Here is a 17,243-nt window from a genome sequence, read left to right as displayed (position 1 = left end):
TTTGAAAAATCTGTAATAGTTATTGACATTTATTCTCAAATTGCCTAATAACTAAAAAAGGTGGTTCTTTTTAAGATATACTTTTGCCATCTATAGTTTTACGATTATTTGTGTGTGAAGGAGAAATTATGGAATTTTCAAGCCGTTATGTAGCGCATGTTCCTGACGCTCAAGGGTTTGTGAATTATACCGCAGAAGAAAACAGAATTTGGAATATTTTATTTGAAAGACAAATAAAATTAATACCTGGACGGGCTTGTGATGAATTCATATTAGGATTAAAAACCTTAGGTATTAAATCTGAAAGGATTCCGCAAATTCCAGATCTCAATAAAAAGCTTAAAGCCGAGACTGGTTGGCAAGTATCTGCAGTTGCTGCATTAATTTCTGCTCGAGAATTTTTTGAGTTGTTGGCAACAAAACATTTTCCTGTAGCTACATTTATTCGTAATGAAGAAGAATTGGATTATGTAAAAGAGCCTGATATTTTTCATGAAGTATTTGGTCATTGTCCCATGTTGACAGATAAGGTGTATGCAGAATTTGTCTATGATTATGCCAGGAAAGTGTTAACTTTCCCTGAGTCAGATTGGCCTTTATTACAACGCATGTTTTGGTTTACAGTTGAGTTTGGTTTAATTAAAAGTGCAAAAGGTCTGCGGGCTTATGGGGGCGGGATACTGTCTTCTATTAGTGAAACGGTATATAGTGTAGAAAGCGATATTCCGCTTAGAGTGATTTTTGAGCCAATTGCAGCGTTTCGTATGCCTTATCGTATCGATATGTTGCAACCAGTTTATTATGTGATCAGTGATTACCAGGTTTTGTACGATTTTGTTTTATCCGATATAGGTAAACTTTTAGCTCGTACTCGGGAACTAGGGGAGTTTCCACCATTTTTTAAGGTGGATCCAAATAACCCTAATATCCATATTAGAGCATGTTAATCTATGTATATTGTAATGAACAGCTAGCCTTGTTAACATCGAGCAACCTAGTTTGTTCATTGGCTGTTTCAAGTCAAGGAGCATTATTTGATTAAAGTACTAATTGTTGATGACCATGCATTGGTTCGAATGGGAATTCGACGATTACTCGAAGATATGTCAGATGTAGAAGTAGTCGCTGATGCAGAAAGTGGTGAACAAGCTTTAGCATTAGTAAAAAAATATTCCCCAGATGTAGTTCTTTTAGATATGAAAATGCCTGAATTGATGGGTGGGAAGTAACGCGTCGCCTGAAAAAATCAAATCCACATGTTAAGGTTATTGCTGTAACTGCGATGTGCTCTGATGTGTTACCTACTCGTGTCTTGCAATTAGGGGCTATGGGGTATCTGACGAAAGAATCGGGTGCCGAAGAAATGGCTGCTGCAATCCGTAAAGTTGCGAAAGGAGAAAAGTATCTTAGTGCTGAAATCGCTCAGAAAGTAGCGATTAATAGCTTAGAGGAAGTACAAGGTTCGCCTTTTGATGTGTTATCTGAGCGTGAAATGCAAGTGATGTTGATGATTACCAGTGGTATGAATGTTCAGGAAATTAGTGATAGACTTTTCCTAAGCACAAAAACAATTAACGGCTATCGTTATCGGACATTTGAAAAGTTAGGCATTAAAAATGATGTGGAGCTTACTTATTTGGCTCTAAAACACGGAATTATAGAAAATCCCATCGATCTGGCATCAGAAGATTAAAGGTGCATTGTAACCTGAGTGCGGCGCAGCGGAACTTGGGAATGCCGCTGCTGCATTAAACTCGGGTTCCGCTGCGCCGCACTCAGACTACCAAACTGTGTACCAGACTACGATTATGTATCAAAAATTATTGCTATTATTATTACATGAATATTTCTACTGAATTAGCGTTGTTTCTCACTAAGTTACCTAATGAACCTGGTGTTTATCGTATGCTGGATGAAGCAGGTAATCTTCTATATGTAGGTAAGGCATCCAATCTAAAAAAACGAGTTACAAGCTATTTTAATAAACAAAATACGGGTATTAAAACTCGTTCTTTGGTGAGTCAAATTGCCTCCATAGAAATTTCTGTTACGCGTAGCGAAACAGAAGCATTATTATTGGAAAGTAATCTGATTAAAACATTAAAACCAAAATACAATGTTTTGTTGCGAGATGATAAATCTTATCCTTACATCCATCTTTCCAATCATTCTGACTTTCCACGAATTGAGAGCTATCGTTCTAAGAAAAAACCTCTTTCAGGTAATTTTTTTGGCCCTTATCCCAGCAGTGCTGCAGTAAAAGAAACTATAGTGACGATTCAAAAAGTTTTTAAACTTCGTAATTGTCGAGACAGTTATTTTAATGCACGTTCAAGACCGTGTTTGCAGTACCAAATCAAGCGATGTACAGCTCCTTGTGTCAACTACATAACTCCAGAAGATTACAAGCGTTCAGTACATGATGCCATGCGATTTTTGCAAGGTAAGTCTCAATTAATTCTTGATGAGCTTGCCAAACGAATGGATAAAGCCGTAAGTGAATTGAATTTTGAAGAAGCAGCAATTTTGCGGGATCAGATTAAAAATTTGCGATTAGTGCAAGAGCAACAAGGCATTTTACAATTACGTGGCGAGGCAGATGCTATCGCAATTGAGGTTAGTCCAGGTTTTGCCTGTGTCCAGTGTGTGACAATTCGTGAAGGCCAAGTATTGGCAAGCCGTAGTTATTTTCCCTCCGTACCGCAAAAAGGTTTGGACGATGAACTCAGCATGGAAGATTTGTGGCAGCAAACTTTTGATGCATTTATTGGCTTCTATTATTTTGATTCCCCAGAAAAAATCCCCGCTTTAATTATTACGAACCATGACTTAATGGATCACCTGTCATTGCAAGAAGCATTATCACAACAACGCGGCAAATTATGTAAAATCCAGGTGAATCCTCGCGGCATAAAATCGCGCTGGATGGATTTTGCATTGAATAACTTGCGTGTTTCGGTAGCTGAATATGTGACAAAACATTCTACTATGAGGTCTCGTTTCCATGAGTTAGAGCAGTTTTTGCGACTGGAAAAACCAATTGAACGAATGGAGTGTTTTGACATCAGCCATACTCAAGGGGAAGCTACTGTTGCATCGTGTGTGGTGTTTGATCAGGAAGGTCCTTGCCTTAATGAATATCGACGTTTTAACATCGAAGGTATTACTCCTGGAGATGATTATGCCGCAATGGAACAGGCGCTTACTCGTCGTTTTAAACGCCTGGTCGAAACTCAATCTTTGCCGGATCTATTAATTATTGATGGTGGCAAGGGACAAGTAGCTGTGGCCCAGAAAGTACTTACGTCTCTAGGTGTCTCAACTGTAATCCTGCTTGGTGTGGCTAAAGGGCCCTCTCGAAAGGCTGGATGGGAAAAATTAATTTTGGTGCATGAAGCACATGAATTGACTTTACCTGATGATTCTAAAGCCTTACATTTGATACAACATATTCGTAACGAAGCACATCGCTTTGCAATTACTGCTCATCGTAAGAAAAGACAGAAAAAGAGATTGGATTCAACTCTTGAAGATATTGAAGGAGTAGGAGCAAAGCGCAGGCAAGCATTACTGCATCGCTTTGGCGGGATACGTGAGCTAGCAAAAGCTTCAGTGGAAGAAATTGCCAAGGTATCAGGTATTAGTGAACATTTGGCAAAGCGTATTTTTCAATTTTTTCGTGGTGAAAACATATTACCCTAAAGCTAATCTAGATATCGAACCCTGGGATGACAGGGAGTAAACTCGGCAATACGGCTTCATTTTCTGTGCAAAAAAACAGTCTCTGCCTCGCTGCACTTAGGCTTTTTATTCACAAATCAGAATATTATTCATAACTCTGGCAAAAATTCTAATATTCGTACTAAACTTATTTTAGATATGCTCGAATAATAATTAAAATAAATTGATATTTAAGCACAAATCTTGCATGTAAAAATAAAAAGTAAGGTGAGAGGGGGGCATATGTATAAATTACTTTCAGCTGCATTGATGATGCTCATGGCTGCCATAGGAAATGCCGGTAATTTTTATGGCACAGGATTATGTGGTTACCCACAATACGATTGTATTAAAGTAGAGTCGGGGCAAAGTTGGGAGACCTTATTTCCAGATGCAAATCAACGCGATATCGTACAGAGAGTCAATCGTACTTATAATCCTTTATGGGCTGGCAAGGTTATTGCTGTTCCGAAAAATCTGGCTTATCTCACCGTTTTTGACGTAGCACCTTTCCCATTAAAAATTCCAGAACATCAAAAACAAATTATTGTCGATCAGGATAAACTGGCTTTTGCCGCTTATGATGCGGAAGGTAATTTAGTGAGATGGGGACCGATTTCATCCGGAAGAGATAAATGTTCCGATTCCAATCGCTCTTGTCGAACTTTAACGGGAATTTATCGAGTTTTTAGTAAAGAAAATGAGAAATGCACATCCGATGTATTTCCGATTGGTAAAGGTGGCGCAAAAATGCCTTATTGCATGTATTTCCATAAAGGTTTTGCCTTACATGGAGCTGATGACATTCCTGGGGTAAGAGCAAGCCATGGATGTGTTCGAATGTTTGTTGAGGATGCCAAATGGTTAAACCTGAGCTTTGTTGAATTATCCAGCGAAAGAAATAATTTCATGGGTACAACAGTTATTGTACGTCCAATAAATGACAGTGAGTGAGAAATATGATGAATACAATAAAAAAAATCACTTCAATTTCATTGATATTTTGTTTGGGGCTAATATCGACACACCTTGAAGCAGCTAAACCTAAAAAGAATGATCCTAAAGAGATGCAAGCTAAAGCGGAAAAGGAAGAAGCCCGCTTTCCTATAGGATGCAAGCCTGTGGGATATAAGGAAAGTTTAAAGGTTTTGTCTCTTTTTCCAGGTAAAGAAGGTGCTTTGCAATCTTTATATTTCTTCTTTAATAAATCGCCGCAAACTGTAAGCTTGTATCAAATGCGTGATGAGGATAGCCAATATACCACCCGATATAATCATACAATAGGCGGGCGGCAATGGGCAGCATTAGCTACAGGAGAACCATTAGTCAGGTTCATTTGTACTTTAGGTGATGGTAAAAAGTCCTATGGAAAAATTATTGATTGTGCTGATACGATTAAAGTATGTGAATATGTCAATGTAAAATTTGGTTTAAATAATAAAGGCAACTATTGGATAGTCGATGGCACTACAAGAAATGGAGCCGTCAATGAAGTAGTGCATTATGGCATAATACCCGGGGTATAAGTCTGAACGTATGACAATAAAAATCGGGTTAAATTGGCATGCAAAGAGGGAGAATTTTCATGAAATCGCTAGTACCTTGGGTATGTTTATTTGTTGCATCAGCTGGGCAAAACGTTTTTGCTGATGATTTCAGTGCTTATCGATTAGGGAATTACAATAAAGCGATAGAACCTTTAATGAATCAGTCGGGTAAAAATGCGGTCGCTGATTACTACTTAGGGCGAATTTATCTTTATGGATATGGCCAACTCAAAAATAGTTTGTTAGCAATACGCTATTTTACTCAATCCGCACAAAAAGGATACCTCCCCGCCATTCAGCTTATGGCCAAATACACCCTATTGCATGATAAAGATCCACAACAAGCCTTTACATGGTTTAAAAAGGCAGCAGATGCAGGAGATGTAGACGCCCAAATGTTTACAGCAGCGGCTTATATGTATGGAGTTGGGGTGAAGAAAAATATGGATGCAGCAACGCGTTATTATATTAATGCGGCAAAAAATGGTAACTCCATAGCACAATTTACCTTAGCGAAAAATTTTATTGAAAGCCGTAATGCATCAAATAGAAAATTAGGCCTTATTTGGTTAAATAAAGCAGTTGCCAATAACAATCCTCAAGCAATAACTATGCTGGGAGAACTTTATCTCGAAGGAAAGCTATTAGATAAAGATGAAAATAAAGGTGAGCAGTTATTAAATCAAGCTGCGGCTCAAGGTTTCGCACCTGCAATGGTTGCTTTAGGAAAGTTGGCTTTAGAGCAAAACCAAAAAGAACAAGCATTGGAGTGGTTTAATAAAGCAAGTAATCAACACAATAATGAAGCGTATTTGGATCTGGCTCATATTTATTTACAACAAAAAAGTCCAGCTTACGATCCAAAAACTGCATACATGTGGACTTTGAAGGCAGCACAGAATGGATTGCCACAAGCCAAACGTGAGTTAGCTGAAATGTATCAAAAAGGAATAGGTGTTGAGGCTGATCCTGATTTGGCAAAGCAATGGTTAAATCAGGCGATGCAAGATGAAAGTGCTAAAAATCAGGAGGCAGCCTTAGCACAGGCTGCCCTCTGGTTAAGTAATGGTACAACAGATAAATTAGAACAAACTGATTTTCAAATGAAAGGAATATTGAGTGCTTGGAATAATCCCACGGTATTGGGCGATTTTGCGTATAATCAGGCGCCGCAACTGAAAAAGGTAACGCGTCAGTCTATTTTTCATCCACAGTTTGAATTAGTTCAGCCTAATGATGTTCCTATAACCAGTTATTATGATGCGATTTTGAATAAAACTCCTGGCTTCCAGGCGAATCAATGGACCTATCCTCTTTATCCTTTAGATCATCAGTTATCAGCATTAGAACGGGTAAACACGCCTATATATGCGCGTATTAATTTACCAACTCCTTATATCGATGCCAATTTTTATGACTACGATGATAATTCACAAGCCAATATTATGGATTTGTGGACTGAGGGATGGCAGGCGCAGCTTAACTATATGTCTGTATTTAATCATTTATACTTTAGGGCAATATTAGGTGATGCCCAATCACAATTTCAAATAGGACAAATGTTTCAATATGGTATTGGTGTGGCGCAAAGTGATTCTTCGGCCATTATTTTTTATCAAAATGCAGCACAACAGCAACACTTGGGTGCAGAATACAATTTAGGTATTTTATATTTGCAGCATGCCAAAGATAAAAACGATTATCAGTTGGCGTTAAATGATTTAACTGATGCGGCATTTAAAGGAAATAAAAAATCCCAATATGTTCTGGCTAGAATTCTTTCCCAGGGAATAACTGGACCAGATGGCACAGTATACATTCAGCCTAATCAAGAACAAGCAACGTCTATGTTGTACCTGGCTGCGGCCAATAATTATGGCCCTGCAGAATATGAGTTGGCAGATAGTTTGGCACGCCAAAATGACAGCGCTTTAAGTGTGAATGTTAGAAAACACAAAATAGCCATGATTCGCCAATTGTATCAAGGAGCAGCAGATCGAGGCGTTTCCCAAGCGTTACTACCACTCGCGTTTTACAATGCTATGGATCAAGATAAGCAAAGACAGGCACAAGCTTTTCTGATCGCCAAAGATGAAGCTGCTACTGGTAATGAACATGCCGCATTGTTAATGGGATTACTCTATGATCGGGGCATTGGCGTAAAAGCTGACCCAGGACAAGCAATTACCTGGTATCAACAATCAGGGCAAAATGCCGTAAGCGATTTTATTTTGGGGACTTATGCTTCCGAAGGGAAAGGAGTGGCTCAAGACAAGACAAAGGGAATGGAGCAATTGCAACGATCCGTAGACGATCAATTCTCATATGCAGATTTTAATATAGCAGTTTTACAAAAAGAAGCTGGACAAGACTTTTTACCTAATTTGATACGTTCATATAAGTTAGGAAACAGCCACGCTGGAATTGTTTTAGCAGATTATTACTTGGCAGAAAATTCTGATCCGGAAAGAATGCAAGAAGCCAAACAAATTTATACTGGCTTGGCTGAAAAAGGAGATCAGTATGCGCAATTGAAACTGGCTTATATGCTGGAAAAAGGCCTAGGTTCTGAACCTGATCTTGCAAGTGCACAACGTTGGTATACTGCTTCTGCAGAACAGGGAAATCCTCTTGCACAGTATCAATTGGGTCAGTTTTATCAATTGGGTGAGAATGGTGAGCCTGATTATAATTTGGCAAAGCAATGGTACGAGAAAGCGGCTGTAACTCTGCCTGAAGCCTCTGTTGCATTAGGATTTATTGATGAAACAGTCAATGATAATTATGTTATGGCATTAAAAGCTTATGAACAAGCTGCTATGAAAGGAGATGCTTTAGGGATATATGATTTGGCGTTAATGTATTTATACGGTAAAGGAACCCCTGTCAATTATCAAAAAGCTAGAGATTTATTTGTTGAAGCAGCAACTCATCAAGTGCATGAGGCAATGAATCAATTAGGAGCTATTTATTTCAATGGATTGGGGCACCCTCGTGATATACAACAAGCTTTATCCTGGTATAAAAAGGCGGCAGAATTGGGTAATGCTAATGCCCTTTATCAGTTAGGATTATTGTCTGAAACGGGTTTTATCACCAAGCTTGATTTTACTAATGCGCTCAACTATTACCAGCAATCTGCAGATAAAGGGAATGAGAAAGCAATGTTGGCTTTGGCACGAATGTATCATTATGGTTTAGGTGTTGAGAAAAACCCCAAAATGGCGGCAGGTTTTTATGAAAAACTGGCCGCACGCCAAAATGCGTATGCACAATACCAGTTAGCTACTTATTATTTGGAGGGTACTTTGGGTGAGCGTTCTCTTTCTAAAGGCAAGGAATTACTGCAGCAAGCCAGTGACAACGGGAGCATACAGGCTCGTAAAGCCCTGCAAAGAATGGAAGCACAAACTCAAGCTCGCGTCAGTTTTATTGAACCTATATTAATGAATAAAGTACCTGTTATTGCGGAACAATCCGCTGATTTTATGTATCTGCAAGCACTAAATGAGTGGAATCAGGGGGATGAAATTTTATCACGCATGATTTTACAACGTTTAGTAACCCAATTTCCTAATTTCGCACCGGCAAAACGTGCTTTTTATCAATTGAATCAGGCGCAGAAAGAGAATATTTATAGTTAACTGATTCATTTCTTATAGACTATAGCCCGGGTGAAGCAAAAGCATAACCCGGCAAACCTGTCTCTATTGTTTTTTCGAGCTTCATTTAGCTTCATCAGAGTCTGTTGGCTATTTTGGAGATCACATTCTAGCAAATGCTCAACAAGCGCAAAGTTTATAATATATTGAATCTAAATAAAAAATTTTATTTAGATTTATTCCTTTTTTCCATGGGGCAAATTCTTGCATATTTTATAATTTTTACTCAAAATATCTACTGTTTTATCTAGTTTTTACAACGGAATGCCTAAACTTAAACAACAGGGGTGTTGAAATGAAATATACGGTAACTTTTTGCGTATTTGATCATACTATAGGGGGGAATCCTTTTTGGCATGGTTCTTTTTTTCTATCAAAACTGGATGAACGTAAGCGATTGCTTGAAGTCGTTGAGACTTGGGGTTTTTACGGTGTTACCAGTACTGGAGATAAAAATAGTCGTTTAGAGAAATTCAAAATCAAAAATCACTTAGATGTTGATTTTCAAGGCAATCACGGTATGTTAATCCGCGAAGAAATTCGTTATATGGATCTGGGACATGGTTTACATGGATATACTTTTGAACTAACCCAAGAGCAGTTTGAGGAATTACAAAAGCGGTGTGCAATAGCAGTCGCAGAGCAAAAAGCGGCTATTGAGGAAGTGGTAGGTAATGGTCAAAATTTCACAATAGATCCGACAAAGAAAGGACGAATTTATAAGGAAGAAGCCTATTCCAGACAAATTTATGAAATTGAGCAAATTAAAGCAGGAATAGAAGGACGTCCCTCCAGGCTTAAGCCTTTTGATTTTCATCTATCATTGGGTTTTAGGAAAGCAGGTTTTTTCGGGTTAGAATTTTGGTTACCTGTTCCCAGTCTTGAAAGTTCAAATACCTGTAAAACCAGGGCGGTTTCTCTTTTAGAGGGCATCCTCACTGAAAAACAACTGGCGCCTTTCAAAAGCTCCTCTTTACCAAGATTTATTCCCGGTTTAGAGCCTATTTTATTACATAGTGAAGGAACTTTACGTCCTCATGCTAAGTCATCAGGTAAACAGGTTTTCTCGCGAAATTGGAAAGATAAAGATGTTAAATTATATTGGAGCGTGCCGCCGCAGCGTTTTGATCAATTATCAGAAGATACTGCAGACTTATTTAACATAGATAAAGAATATCGCAATGAGGTGAAGCATATTGTCAGTAAGTTACAGGAGTTAGAATGGACAATAAGAAATGCATCTTTTTTCGAGAAATACGCAGACAATGAGGTTAATTTAATTAAATATAAAAATGATCCAGCTTATCGTCAATTTAAAGATAATTTAATTAAGTCTAAAGATGATCTCGCTGATTTGATTGTTAAATGCTACAGAGAGTTTGCCATTATTGAACCTAAAAAAGATACTAAAATATCAGGTTGGCAAGGTTTTGCTCTTTCTTTATTTTCTGCACCCCGAAGTAAGGAAGAGAAAAAATTACAAGCTAAAATTCATCAGGCTAAAATGCTTTTCAATTCTATTTATTGGGCAATAGCGGATGAGTGGAAAATCTATGCGGATTATCCTTCTGAGGCCTCTGCCCCTGAAGATGCGGAAGAATATAATCCTTTTGAGGCGGTAGCTTCTTATTTATCGAAAGAAGATAAAGAAAATCTATGCAAGATAATAGGACGAAATTATATAGAGAGTAACGAAACGAACGAGATAGAAAGCGAAGAAGCAAATGAAACTTCGTTAATACCTTCGCTCACCTAGTGTTGTGAATGACAAAAACTTCTAAAAATAGTGGTCTGGTTATGATGAAATAAAAAGTGAGACAGAGTTTACTTCAATGTATCCAGACCACGACTTTTAAAATCAATAGCTCGATGCCAATAAAATTTCTTGTGTATCAATTCATTTGGTATCATAATAAAAAATAATGCTGTGCTTTTTTAGGACAAATTTACATGGGTGATCCTCTAGACCTTTTCCCAACAGGTTTTCTAACTATCCCATTTGATCAATATCCTGGCGCTAAGACTCCCAAGGTTTCGAGCATGGACCTTGAGTGGTTGATTGCTCAGCTTAATGATTTTATAACGGAAACTCCGGTCGGCACTATAGCAGAAAGTAATTTTGGTTACTGGCTAACGTATGCACTCCAATGTGCGACGAATATGTATGATGAGAAAGCAGCACAGCAAATTTGTGCGCTTTTATATAAATTATACGATGATGAAAATCCAGAGGCTTTAGTTTCAATCCTTTCGCAGACTCTGGGGGGAACTTTTGAGGGGCAAACTGTTGCTTATGCTTGGATGGATAACCTCTTTACCGCTACGTTCGATTCCAGAAATAATTCAGTGCTTGTAGCAATTAGTTATATTTTCAACCAACTGTTAGAGAAAACAGGTGATGAACTTTCTTCCATTATGGCAAAAAATGTAGAAGAAGGCAGTGAAAAAGGAAAAAACGCAATCCTCGTTCTTGCGCGCGCCTTGGCAAATGCTACTACAATATCTGATAATCAGCCAACAGCTGAATTAATTGCTGAACTTTTAAGAGGTTTTCTTAAAAAATCACCTAGAATTATAAGTACTGCTTTAACTGAAGAAATTACTTATGGTTCTTTTAAAGGTAAAAGTAGTATCTATGTATTAGTGGGTGCAATAAAGAATACAGTAGTCAATAATCCTAAAGTAGTACAAATTCTTAGTCGCATTCTGATTGATGTAAGTAAGATGTGTCCCGCTGACCTGGTTGATTCTTTATGTAAAATTCATGAGTTAGGTCCTTATAAAGGAATGCATGCGCTGCATATTATTCTTATTTCACTGGTTTCGGCCGCATACATTGACAAAAATTCAGAAACTTTAAGCAATTTGATTGATGTTTTATCTCAGATATGGGAGAGCAATTCGGATGGCAAAATTAATTCAGCGTTAATGCAAACAATTCATACTGGTGAGCATGCAGATCTGAATGGCATTATGATGATAGCGCGTGCATTGACTGCTGCCATTGATCATCAACTTGCAATAGCACCAATTATTGAATTTTTAAATAATTTTATAAAAAGTGACCCCAAAGATTTAGATTCTGCTTTTACTCACAAGGCTCCAAAAAGTACTATAGGTAATTATACGCTGTCACCATTACTGCTATTGATAAATACATGGAGTAATAATAAAGATTCATTTCTGAAAACGAAACTTCAGAATACTATTTATAAATTGGCTTCTTCTAAATCGGCGATAGAAATGTCCTATTCTTTAGATGGTGAACCAAAATTATTTTTTATAAAAAAAGTAGCAAGCGCACATTCCTTGAATAAAGCGGATGTTGCTCGACTCCTTAGCATGGCAGGCGAAAATCCAAGTTCTGTTCCCCTTGATTCTGATTTTTTTTTGACAAGAAATAATTTGGGCAAAAAACAATTTTTTTTCCAACCCTTCGATGAAGCAATAGAGACAAAAAAAGTAGAAGATGCCGAAAAGAAAGCTGCTGCTTGCTGCTTTTAAATTCGTGTTCTTTACTTTTATACGTTATTTAAAAATTCCTTTTAATATCCAATAGCTTAGTTGTGTTCTTAACGATTAATCATTGATTATTTTTTGGGCACAAGTTAAAATGCCCGGGCAATATGGGATTTTTTTGTAATTGATGGTGGTCATTATGCCAAACCCTTTTTTTGTTTTTTTAAAGAAAAAACATGTCGTTAAAAAATTTACTTCATATGAAAATACAGAGCAAACCAGAGAGCTTCAATTGCTTGTTGCATCGGGTAATAAAGCACAATATAGAAAAAGAGAGCAAGAGCTTAATGAAGAAGGGTATAAATTTAGATTGACCAAAGGAGTTGTTTATGAAATTAGGGATGAAGGTGAAACAATAGAAGTTCGCGTTGCTGTTCAGGTTAAAGGATTCAGTTTAAATTGGTACTTTTGGGCTCCAGGTGGATTGGATCAATACCCTCAAGACTTCAGAGATAAATTATATAATGCTGCTGCAGCGGCTCATAAAGAAGTTGAGGATGGATGTGATTTATATCTCAGAGGCAGTGATGACCTCCATGGCAAATTAATGCATCATCTACCATTAGAGTTTGGACATAATCACAATCATTATCGCTTAAAGAACAATAAAGCGTATACCCCTAAAGACTTTAATCAACACATGCTCGCTCTAGCCAAAACTGAAATTTATCAAGAATTTTTTGAAGAAGGTGAAATTGAAGATCTTTGTAAAAAGTTTGAACTTTTTTACATGAAATGGGTTACAAAAGCAGATGATGGGCTCTCACCTGAAGAGCGATATCTTAGCTCTCCATCACAAAAACTAGAATTAGAAGATGTGATTGAATTGGAGTTATTTGCCCACCAACAGGAACCTTGTCGAATTAATATGACAGAACTAAAAGTAGATTATCAAGCAGCCAGAAAGGAAATAGAACGGATTGTTAGAGAAGGCTTAACAACGGAAAGCCTAAGTACGTTATTAGAGAAAGTAGATAATGAATATAATGAATTTGTGGCGTTCAGAAAGGAAGGCGGTAGCAGAGGACTTACGCCTGAAATAACCGATCCGAGTCAAATTAAAGGAACACGATATCTAGCGAAACTACCGAGTATGGGCAGGGATGATAAACTTAAAAAAGAATTACCCGACGTTCCAAAGTGGGCGCACAGTGTTCAATCTGCCATAGCGAAAGCAAGAGCATTTATGCTTGAGGATGCGAAAAAAAGATTAGCTAGTATTGAAAAAGCTGGTGAAGAAGTACTGAATACGCTTGGAGACTCTTCTGTTTCTGAACCGCCTGTTATAGCTGCTTCGAGTAGTTTAATTAAACCAGTTAAAGAACCGAAAGTAGATAAGTTGGAAGTGGACCTGAGTACGTCTGGACTTGCTCCTTTGAAAAAAGAATTAGCTGTTTCTGAACGGACTACGGAGGAACCGAAAGTAACCAAGTCGGAAGTGATATTGAGTGAGCATAGCAACTCTACTTTCCTTGGCTTATTACAAAGAGAAAATGAAAGTACACAGATGAAAGGTAAAACTGATGTACTGTCAGCATTAACAGTTTAAATGCATGACGCTAATGACATTGAGGAAATAGAAATGAGTAGGCTTTTTCAGGAAAAAAAGAATAATGTTAACCGAATCATTGATAGTTTTATCGAGGCTAAAATAAAAGTTGATGCTTTTTGTGATACCCTGAATGTGTTGCAAAACGAGCTTCGTATGGCAAATACAAAAGAAGAATTCGATAACGTTGTTCACAAGATGATTAATGAGGAAAAAAAAGTTCATCACTTTTTATTGGAACTTACAAAGGGAACAGATGAAGAGACTCTGTCAAAAGTAAAGACATATATAGCTGACCTTCCTAATTTCAAAAATGTAATGACCTTGTTGAGTTATACTGAGATTACAACAAAAAATATTATAGCTAAAAAAGAATTATTAAGTCTTCAGGAAGCATTATCCAATCTAACTGAGGCACAACAAACAGAATTATTAGTTTTTATTAAAAAACTAAAAGAGCTTAAGCCTGTTGCAGAGCTACTTGTAAATCAAAAAGAGTATTTTAAAGAGCGCTTGCAAGAAGCCTGCTCACTAGATGCTATTGATAAAATAGAGGATGAAATCCAAAATAAAAATCACCTAATTACTGGCGCTTTAGAACGATTGTTACCCTATCCCAAAGACGAGCTGGTAGGTGAGCAAATTATTGAGCTCCTGAAAAAAAATAGACATTTTCTCGCTATATTGGAATCATTCAACGTGCATGAATTATTAATGGAAGAAATATTAAATGCAAGAGCGACATTAATTACCATGAATGACGAATCCCTTTCTCTCGGTGGTTAGCCTTTACACGTTAGTACAGTAGCCATTTGCGCGTTATTTCTAAAAGTAATCATAACCTGGGAGCAAGGCAAAACCCAGGTTAAAAGTACTGCGTTTCTATCAGGAAACAATGGTATTCGATGCATTTTGCGAGAAAACTTTCCTAATCAATGCACTCATACTGATGTATGCTGCACTGCTTAGAAAAAATTTTCTCACAACTTAAACTGACCGTTTCGAGGAAACATTGATAGGGAGGGAGCAATGCATCACTCAAAGAAGTTTTGTGTGTGCCTCAAAGCGGGGAGCAGCAACATAAAAAAATCGAACTGGCACTGCCAGTTCGAAGTTTATGAATTGAAAAAAGATTAAGCGGTCATTGCCTTAACGCGAGCTACCAGGCGACTTTTAATACGAGAAGCTTTATTCTTATGAATTAAACCTTTTCCAGCAGCCTTATCAATAATTGGTTGTGCTTTGGTGTAGGCAGCATGAGCGGCTTCTTTATCACCTGATTCAACAGCTTTAATTACATTTTTGACGTAAGTGCGGAACATAGAACGTGCACTGGCGTTGTGTTGACGTAATTTCACGTTTTGGCGAGCACGTTTGATCGCTGATTTAATATTTGCCACTTAAAAATCTCCACTCATTCAGACGGTACAAAAAGATGATGATCATGCACAATGAGTTAGAATTTGTCAATAGAAACTTCTTTGTTTCTAAAGTATAAATTGATTCTCTCAATTGCGAAGTGTATAATTTATGCCCAATTGTGTTGGGAAATAGGATATCTACTAGCTCAGGTTATTTTAATGTAAAGACTGATACGCTGTTATTTAAGATTATGACAGCCGATTCATTTGGGTTATTATAAAGTATTTTACTTTGTGCATAAAAATTATGGCAGCAACTGATTCAGAGATTATGGTACCTAAACGGCAAAGCTTATTGCGTTCAACGACATTGGTTTCAGTGATGACTTTTATTTCACGTATTGTAGGTTTTGCGCGCGATATGGTTCTTGCCAATTTTTTTGGTGCCCAAGCAGGTATGGATGCTTTTTTTGTAGCATTCCGCATTCCTAATTTTATGCGTCGTCTTTTTGCCGAAGGAGCATTTGCTCAAGCTTTTGTACCTGTACTGGCCGAATATCAAAAAACACGCACCCCAAATGATGTACGAATTTTTATTGCACGTATCGCCGGATATTTAGGGTCTATTCTTAGTGTTGTCACTTTAATTGGGATGTTTGCTGCACCTATAATTATCTTTTTATTTGCCCCCGGTTTTAGCCATGACAGTAGTCGTGCCGTATTGGCTACTGAAATGCTGCGCATTACTTTTCCTTTTTTAATGTTGGTTTCGTTGACTGCCATGGCAGGGGCAGTATTAAATACCTATGGCTATTTTGCAATCCCCGCGTTTACGCCCGTATTGCTGAATATCAGTATGATTCTTGCAGCGATTTATTTATGCCCTCATTTACCAAAGCCTGTAGTAGGTTTAGCTTGGGGGGTTCTTATTGCTGGTATTGTACAGTTGTTTTTTCAAATTCCTTTTTTACATCATCGGAATTTATTGGTAAAACCTCAGTTGGTTAGAAATGACGCTGGAGTGAATAAAGTGCTTAAGCTTATGATTCCGGCTTTATTTGGGGTTTCTATTGCCCAACTTAATTTAATGGTGGATAGTATTTTTGCTTCCTTTTTAAAAATTGGCAGTGTCTCTTGGTTGTATTACACAGACCGTCTTACAGATTTCCCATTAGGGGTTTTTGGAGTAGCGATTGCAACAGTAATTCTTCCACATTTATCCCGAAGGCATGCCGAACAAAGTATAAGCCAATACTCAAGTGCATTGGATTGGGGATTGCGTTCTATTTTACTTATAGGAATTCCTGCGAGTTTAGGATTGTGTTTGTTTGCTATGCCTTTAATTGCAAGTTGCTTTGCTTATGGCAAGTTCACTGTCTACGACGTGCTTCAGACGCAAAAAAGCCTGATTACTCTTGGAGCAGGTGTACCTGCTTTTATGATGGTCAAAGTATTGGCTTCTGGTTTTTATGCACGACAAGATATTAGTACCCCAGTTAAGGTGGGGGCGATTTCTATGGTGGTTAATACATTATTGTGTTTCCTTTTTGTTTGGCATTTTGCTCATGCAGGCTTGACTTTAGCTTCCGCATTGGCAGGTTATGTCAATTGCGGCACTTTATTATTTTTACTCATTAAACGAGGGGTGTTCAAACCTTCTCCGGGATGGATAAAATACAGCATACAATTACTCTTTGCTAATGCAGCAATCAGTATTTATTTAATGCTTATTAGTGGTACAGTAGATTATTGGCTTAGTTTTTCTCCAGTGATGCGTTTAGGCTTATTATCCGTCCACGTATTAGTTGCCGTAATGATTTATTTATTAGTCCTGGGATTAGCCGGGCTTAGACCTGCTCATTTTCGTGGTCAAGTGAAGGAATAA

General features: G+C 37.6%; 11 protein-coding genes and 1 pseudogene. 11 read left to right on the top strand and 1 reads right to left on the bottom strand.

From position 1 onward, the window contains the following. The first annotated feature begins 128 nt into the window (after nucleotides 1–128). The 10 genes and pseudogenes from phhA (at nucleotide 129) to DY223_RS12925 (ending at nucleotide 14,783) form a co-directional block, all read left to right on the top strand. Complete coding sequence (gene phhA, locus DY223_RS12970) at nucleotides 129–947, top strand: phenylalanine 4-monooxygenase (RefSeq protein WP_058457937.1); 819 nt, start codon at nucleotides 129–131, stop codon at nucleotides 945–947. Nucleotides 948–1,034: 87 nt separating this feature from the next. Then, a pseudogene (gene letA, locus DY223_RS12965) lies at nucleotides 1,035–1,693 on the top strand (two-component system response regulator LetA). Between the two features lie 146 nt (nucleotides 1,694–1,839). After that, the gene (uvrC, locus tag DY223_RS12960) at nucleotides 1,840–3,702 is read left to right on the top strand and encodes an excinuclease ABC subunit UvrC (protein WP_058457939.1); all 1,863 of its coding nucleotides are present in this window, start codon (nucleotides 1,840–1,842) and stop codon (nucleotides 3,700–3,702) included. Between the two features lie 261 nt (nucleotides 3,703–3,963). Then, on the top strand, nucleotides 3,964–4,674 hold the full coding sequence (locus tag DY223_RS12955) for a L,D-transpeptidase (protein ID WP_058457940.1): 711 nt from the start codon (nucleotides 3,964–3,966) through the stop codon (nucleotides 4,672–4,674). A gap of 8 nt (nucleotides 4,675–4,682) precedes the next feature. Beyond that, nucleotides 4,683–5,246: a hypothetical protein gene (locus tag DY223_RS12950; RefSeq protein WP_058457941.1), complete on the top strand. Its 564-nt coding sequence runs from the start codon at nucleotides 4,683–4,685 to the stop codon at nucleotides 5,244–5,246. A 59-nt stretch (nucleotides 5,247–5,305) separates the two neighbouring features. After that, nucleotides 5,306–8,911 (top strand): SEL1-like repeat protein, encoded by a 3,606-nt coding sequence (locus tag DY223_RS12945; protein ID WP_058457942.1) that lies wholly within the window; start codon nucleotides 5,306–5,308, stop codon nucleotides 8,909–8,911. Between the two features lie 313 nt (nucleotides 8,912–9,224). After that, nucleotides 9,225–10,685, top strand: coding sequence for a hypothetical protein (locus DY223_RS12940; protein ID WP_058457943.1), 1,461 nt, complete (start codon nucleotides 9,225–9,227; stop codon nucleotides 10,683–10,685). Nucleotides 10,686–10,879: 194 nt separating this feature from the next. Further along, nucleotides 10,880–12,433: a hypothetical protein gene (locus DY223_RS12935; RefSeq protein WP_058457944.1), complete on the top strand. Its 1,554-nt coding sequence runs from the start codon at nucleotides 10,880–10,882 to the stop codon at nucleotides 12,431–12,433. Nucleotides 12,434–12,587: 154 nt separating this feature from the next. Then, complete coding sequence (locus DY223_RS12930; RefSeq protein ID WP_058457945.1) at nucleotides 12,588–13,997, top strand: hypothetical protein; 1,410 nt, start codon at nucleotides 12,588–12,590, stop codon at nucleotides 13,995–13,997. A 33-nt stretch (nucleotides 13,998–14,030) separates the two neighbouring features. Beyond that, on the top strand, nucleotides 14,031–14,783 hold the full coding sequence (locus DY223_RS12925) for a hypothetical protein (RefSeq protein WP_064115122.1): 753 nt from the start codon (nucleotides 14,031–14,033) through the stop codon (nucleotides 14,781–14,783). Between the two features lie 347 nt (nucleotides 14,784–15,130). Here DY223_RS12925 and rpsT read toward each other — a convergent pair whose 3' ends face one another. Continuing rightward, nucleotides 15,131–15,397, bottom strand: coding sequence for a 30S ribosomal protein S20 (gene rpsT / locus DY223_RS12920; RefSeq protein WP_058457947.1), 267 nt, complete (start codon nucleotides 15,395–15,397; stop codon nucleotides 15,131–15,133). Between the two features lie 268 nt (nucleotides 15,398–15,665). Here rpsT and murJ point away from each other — a divergent pair, with 268 nt between their 5' ends. Continuing rightward, nucleotides 15,666–17,243 carry a murein biosynthesis integral membrane protein MurJ gene (gene murJ / locus DY223_RS12915; protein ID WP_058457948.1) on the top strand — a complete coding sequence of 526 codons (1,578 nt, stop codon included), beginning with the start codon at nucleotides 15,666–15,668 and terminating at the stop codon, nucleotides 17,241–17,243.

This window comes from Legionella bozemanae (assembly GCF_900450575.1).
In the GTDB taxonomy this organism is placed as follows: Bacteria; Pseudomonadota; Gammaproteobacteria; order Legionellales; family Legionellaceae; genus Legionella; species Legionella bozemanae.
The sequence above is the reverse complement of the archived record's forward strand: the minus strand, read 5'-3'. Positions and strand labels throughout refer to the sequence as shown.

Bases quoted from the DNA above. Each gene is read 5' to 3' on its own strand.
- murJ (WP_058457948.1), top strand. From the start codon at position 15,666: ATGGCAGCAACTGATTCAGAGATTATGGTACCTAAACGGCAAAGCTTA.
- DY223_RS12940 (WP_058457943.1), top strand. From the start codon at position 9,225: ATGAAATATACGGTAACTTTTTGCGTATTTGATCATACTATAGGGGGG.
- DY223_RS12950 (WP_058457941.1), top strand. From the start codon at position 4,683: ATGAATACAATAAAAAAAATCACTTCAATTTCATTGATATTTTGTTTG.
- DY223_RS12955 (WP_058457940.1), top strand. From the start codon at position 3,964: ATGTATAAATTACTTTCAGCTGCATTGATGATGCTCATGGCTGCCATA.
- DY223_RS12925 (WP_064115122.1), top strand. From the start codon at position 14,031: ATGAGTAGGCTTTTTCAGGAAAAAAAGAATAATGTTAACCGAATCATT.
- DY223_RS12945 (WP_058457942.1), top strand. From the start codon at position 5,306: ATGAAATCGCTAGTACCTTGGGTATGTTTATTTGTTGCATCAGCTGGG.
- DY223_RS12935 (WP_058457944.1), top strand. From the start codon at position 10,880: ATGGGTGATCCTCTAGACCTTTTCCCAACAGGTTTTCTAACTATCCCA.
- uvrC (WP_058457939.1), top strand. From the start codon at position 1,840: ATGAATATTTCTACTGAATTAGCGTTGTTTCTCACTAAGTTACCTAAT.
- DY223_RS12930 (WP_058457945.1), top strand. From the start codon at position 12,588: ATGCCAAACCCTTTTTTTGTTTTTTTAAAGAAAAAACATGTCGTTAAA.
- phhA (WP_058457937.1), top strand. From the start codon at position 129: ATGGAATTTTCAAGCCGTTATGTAGCGCATGTTCCTGACGCTCAAGGG.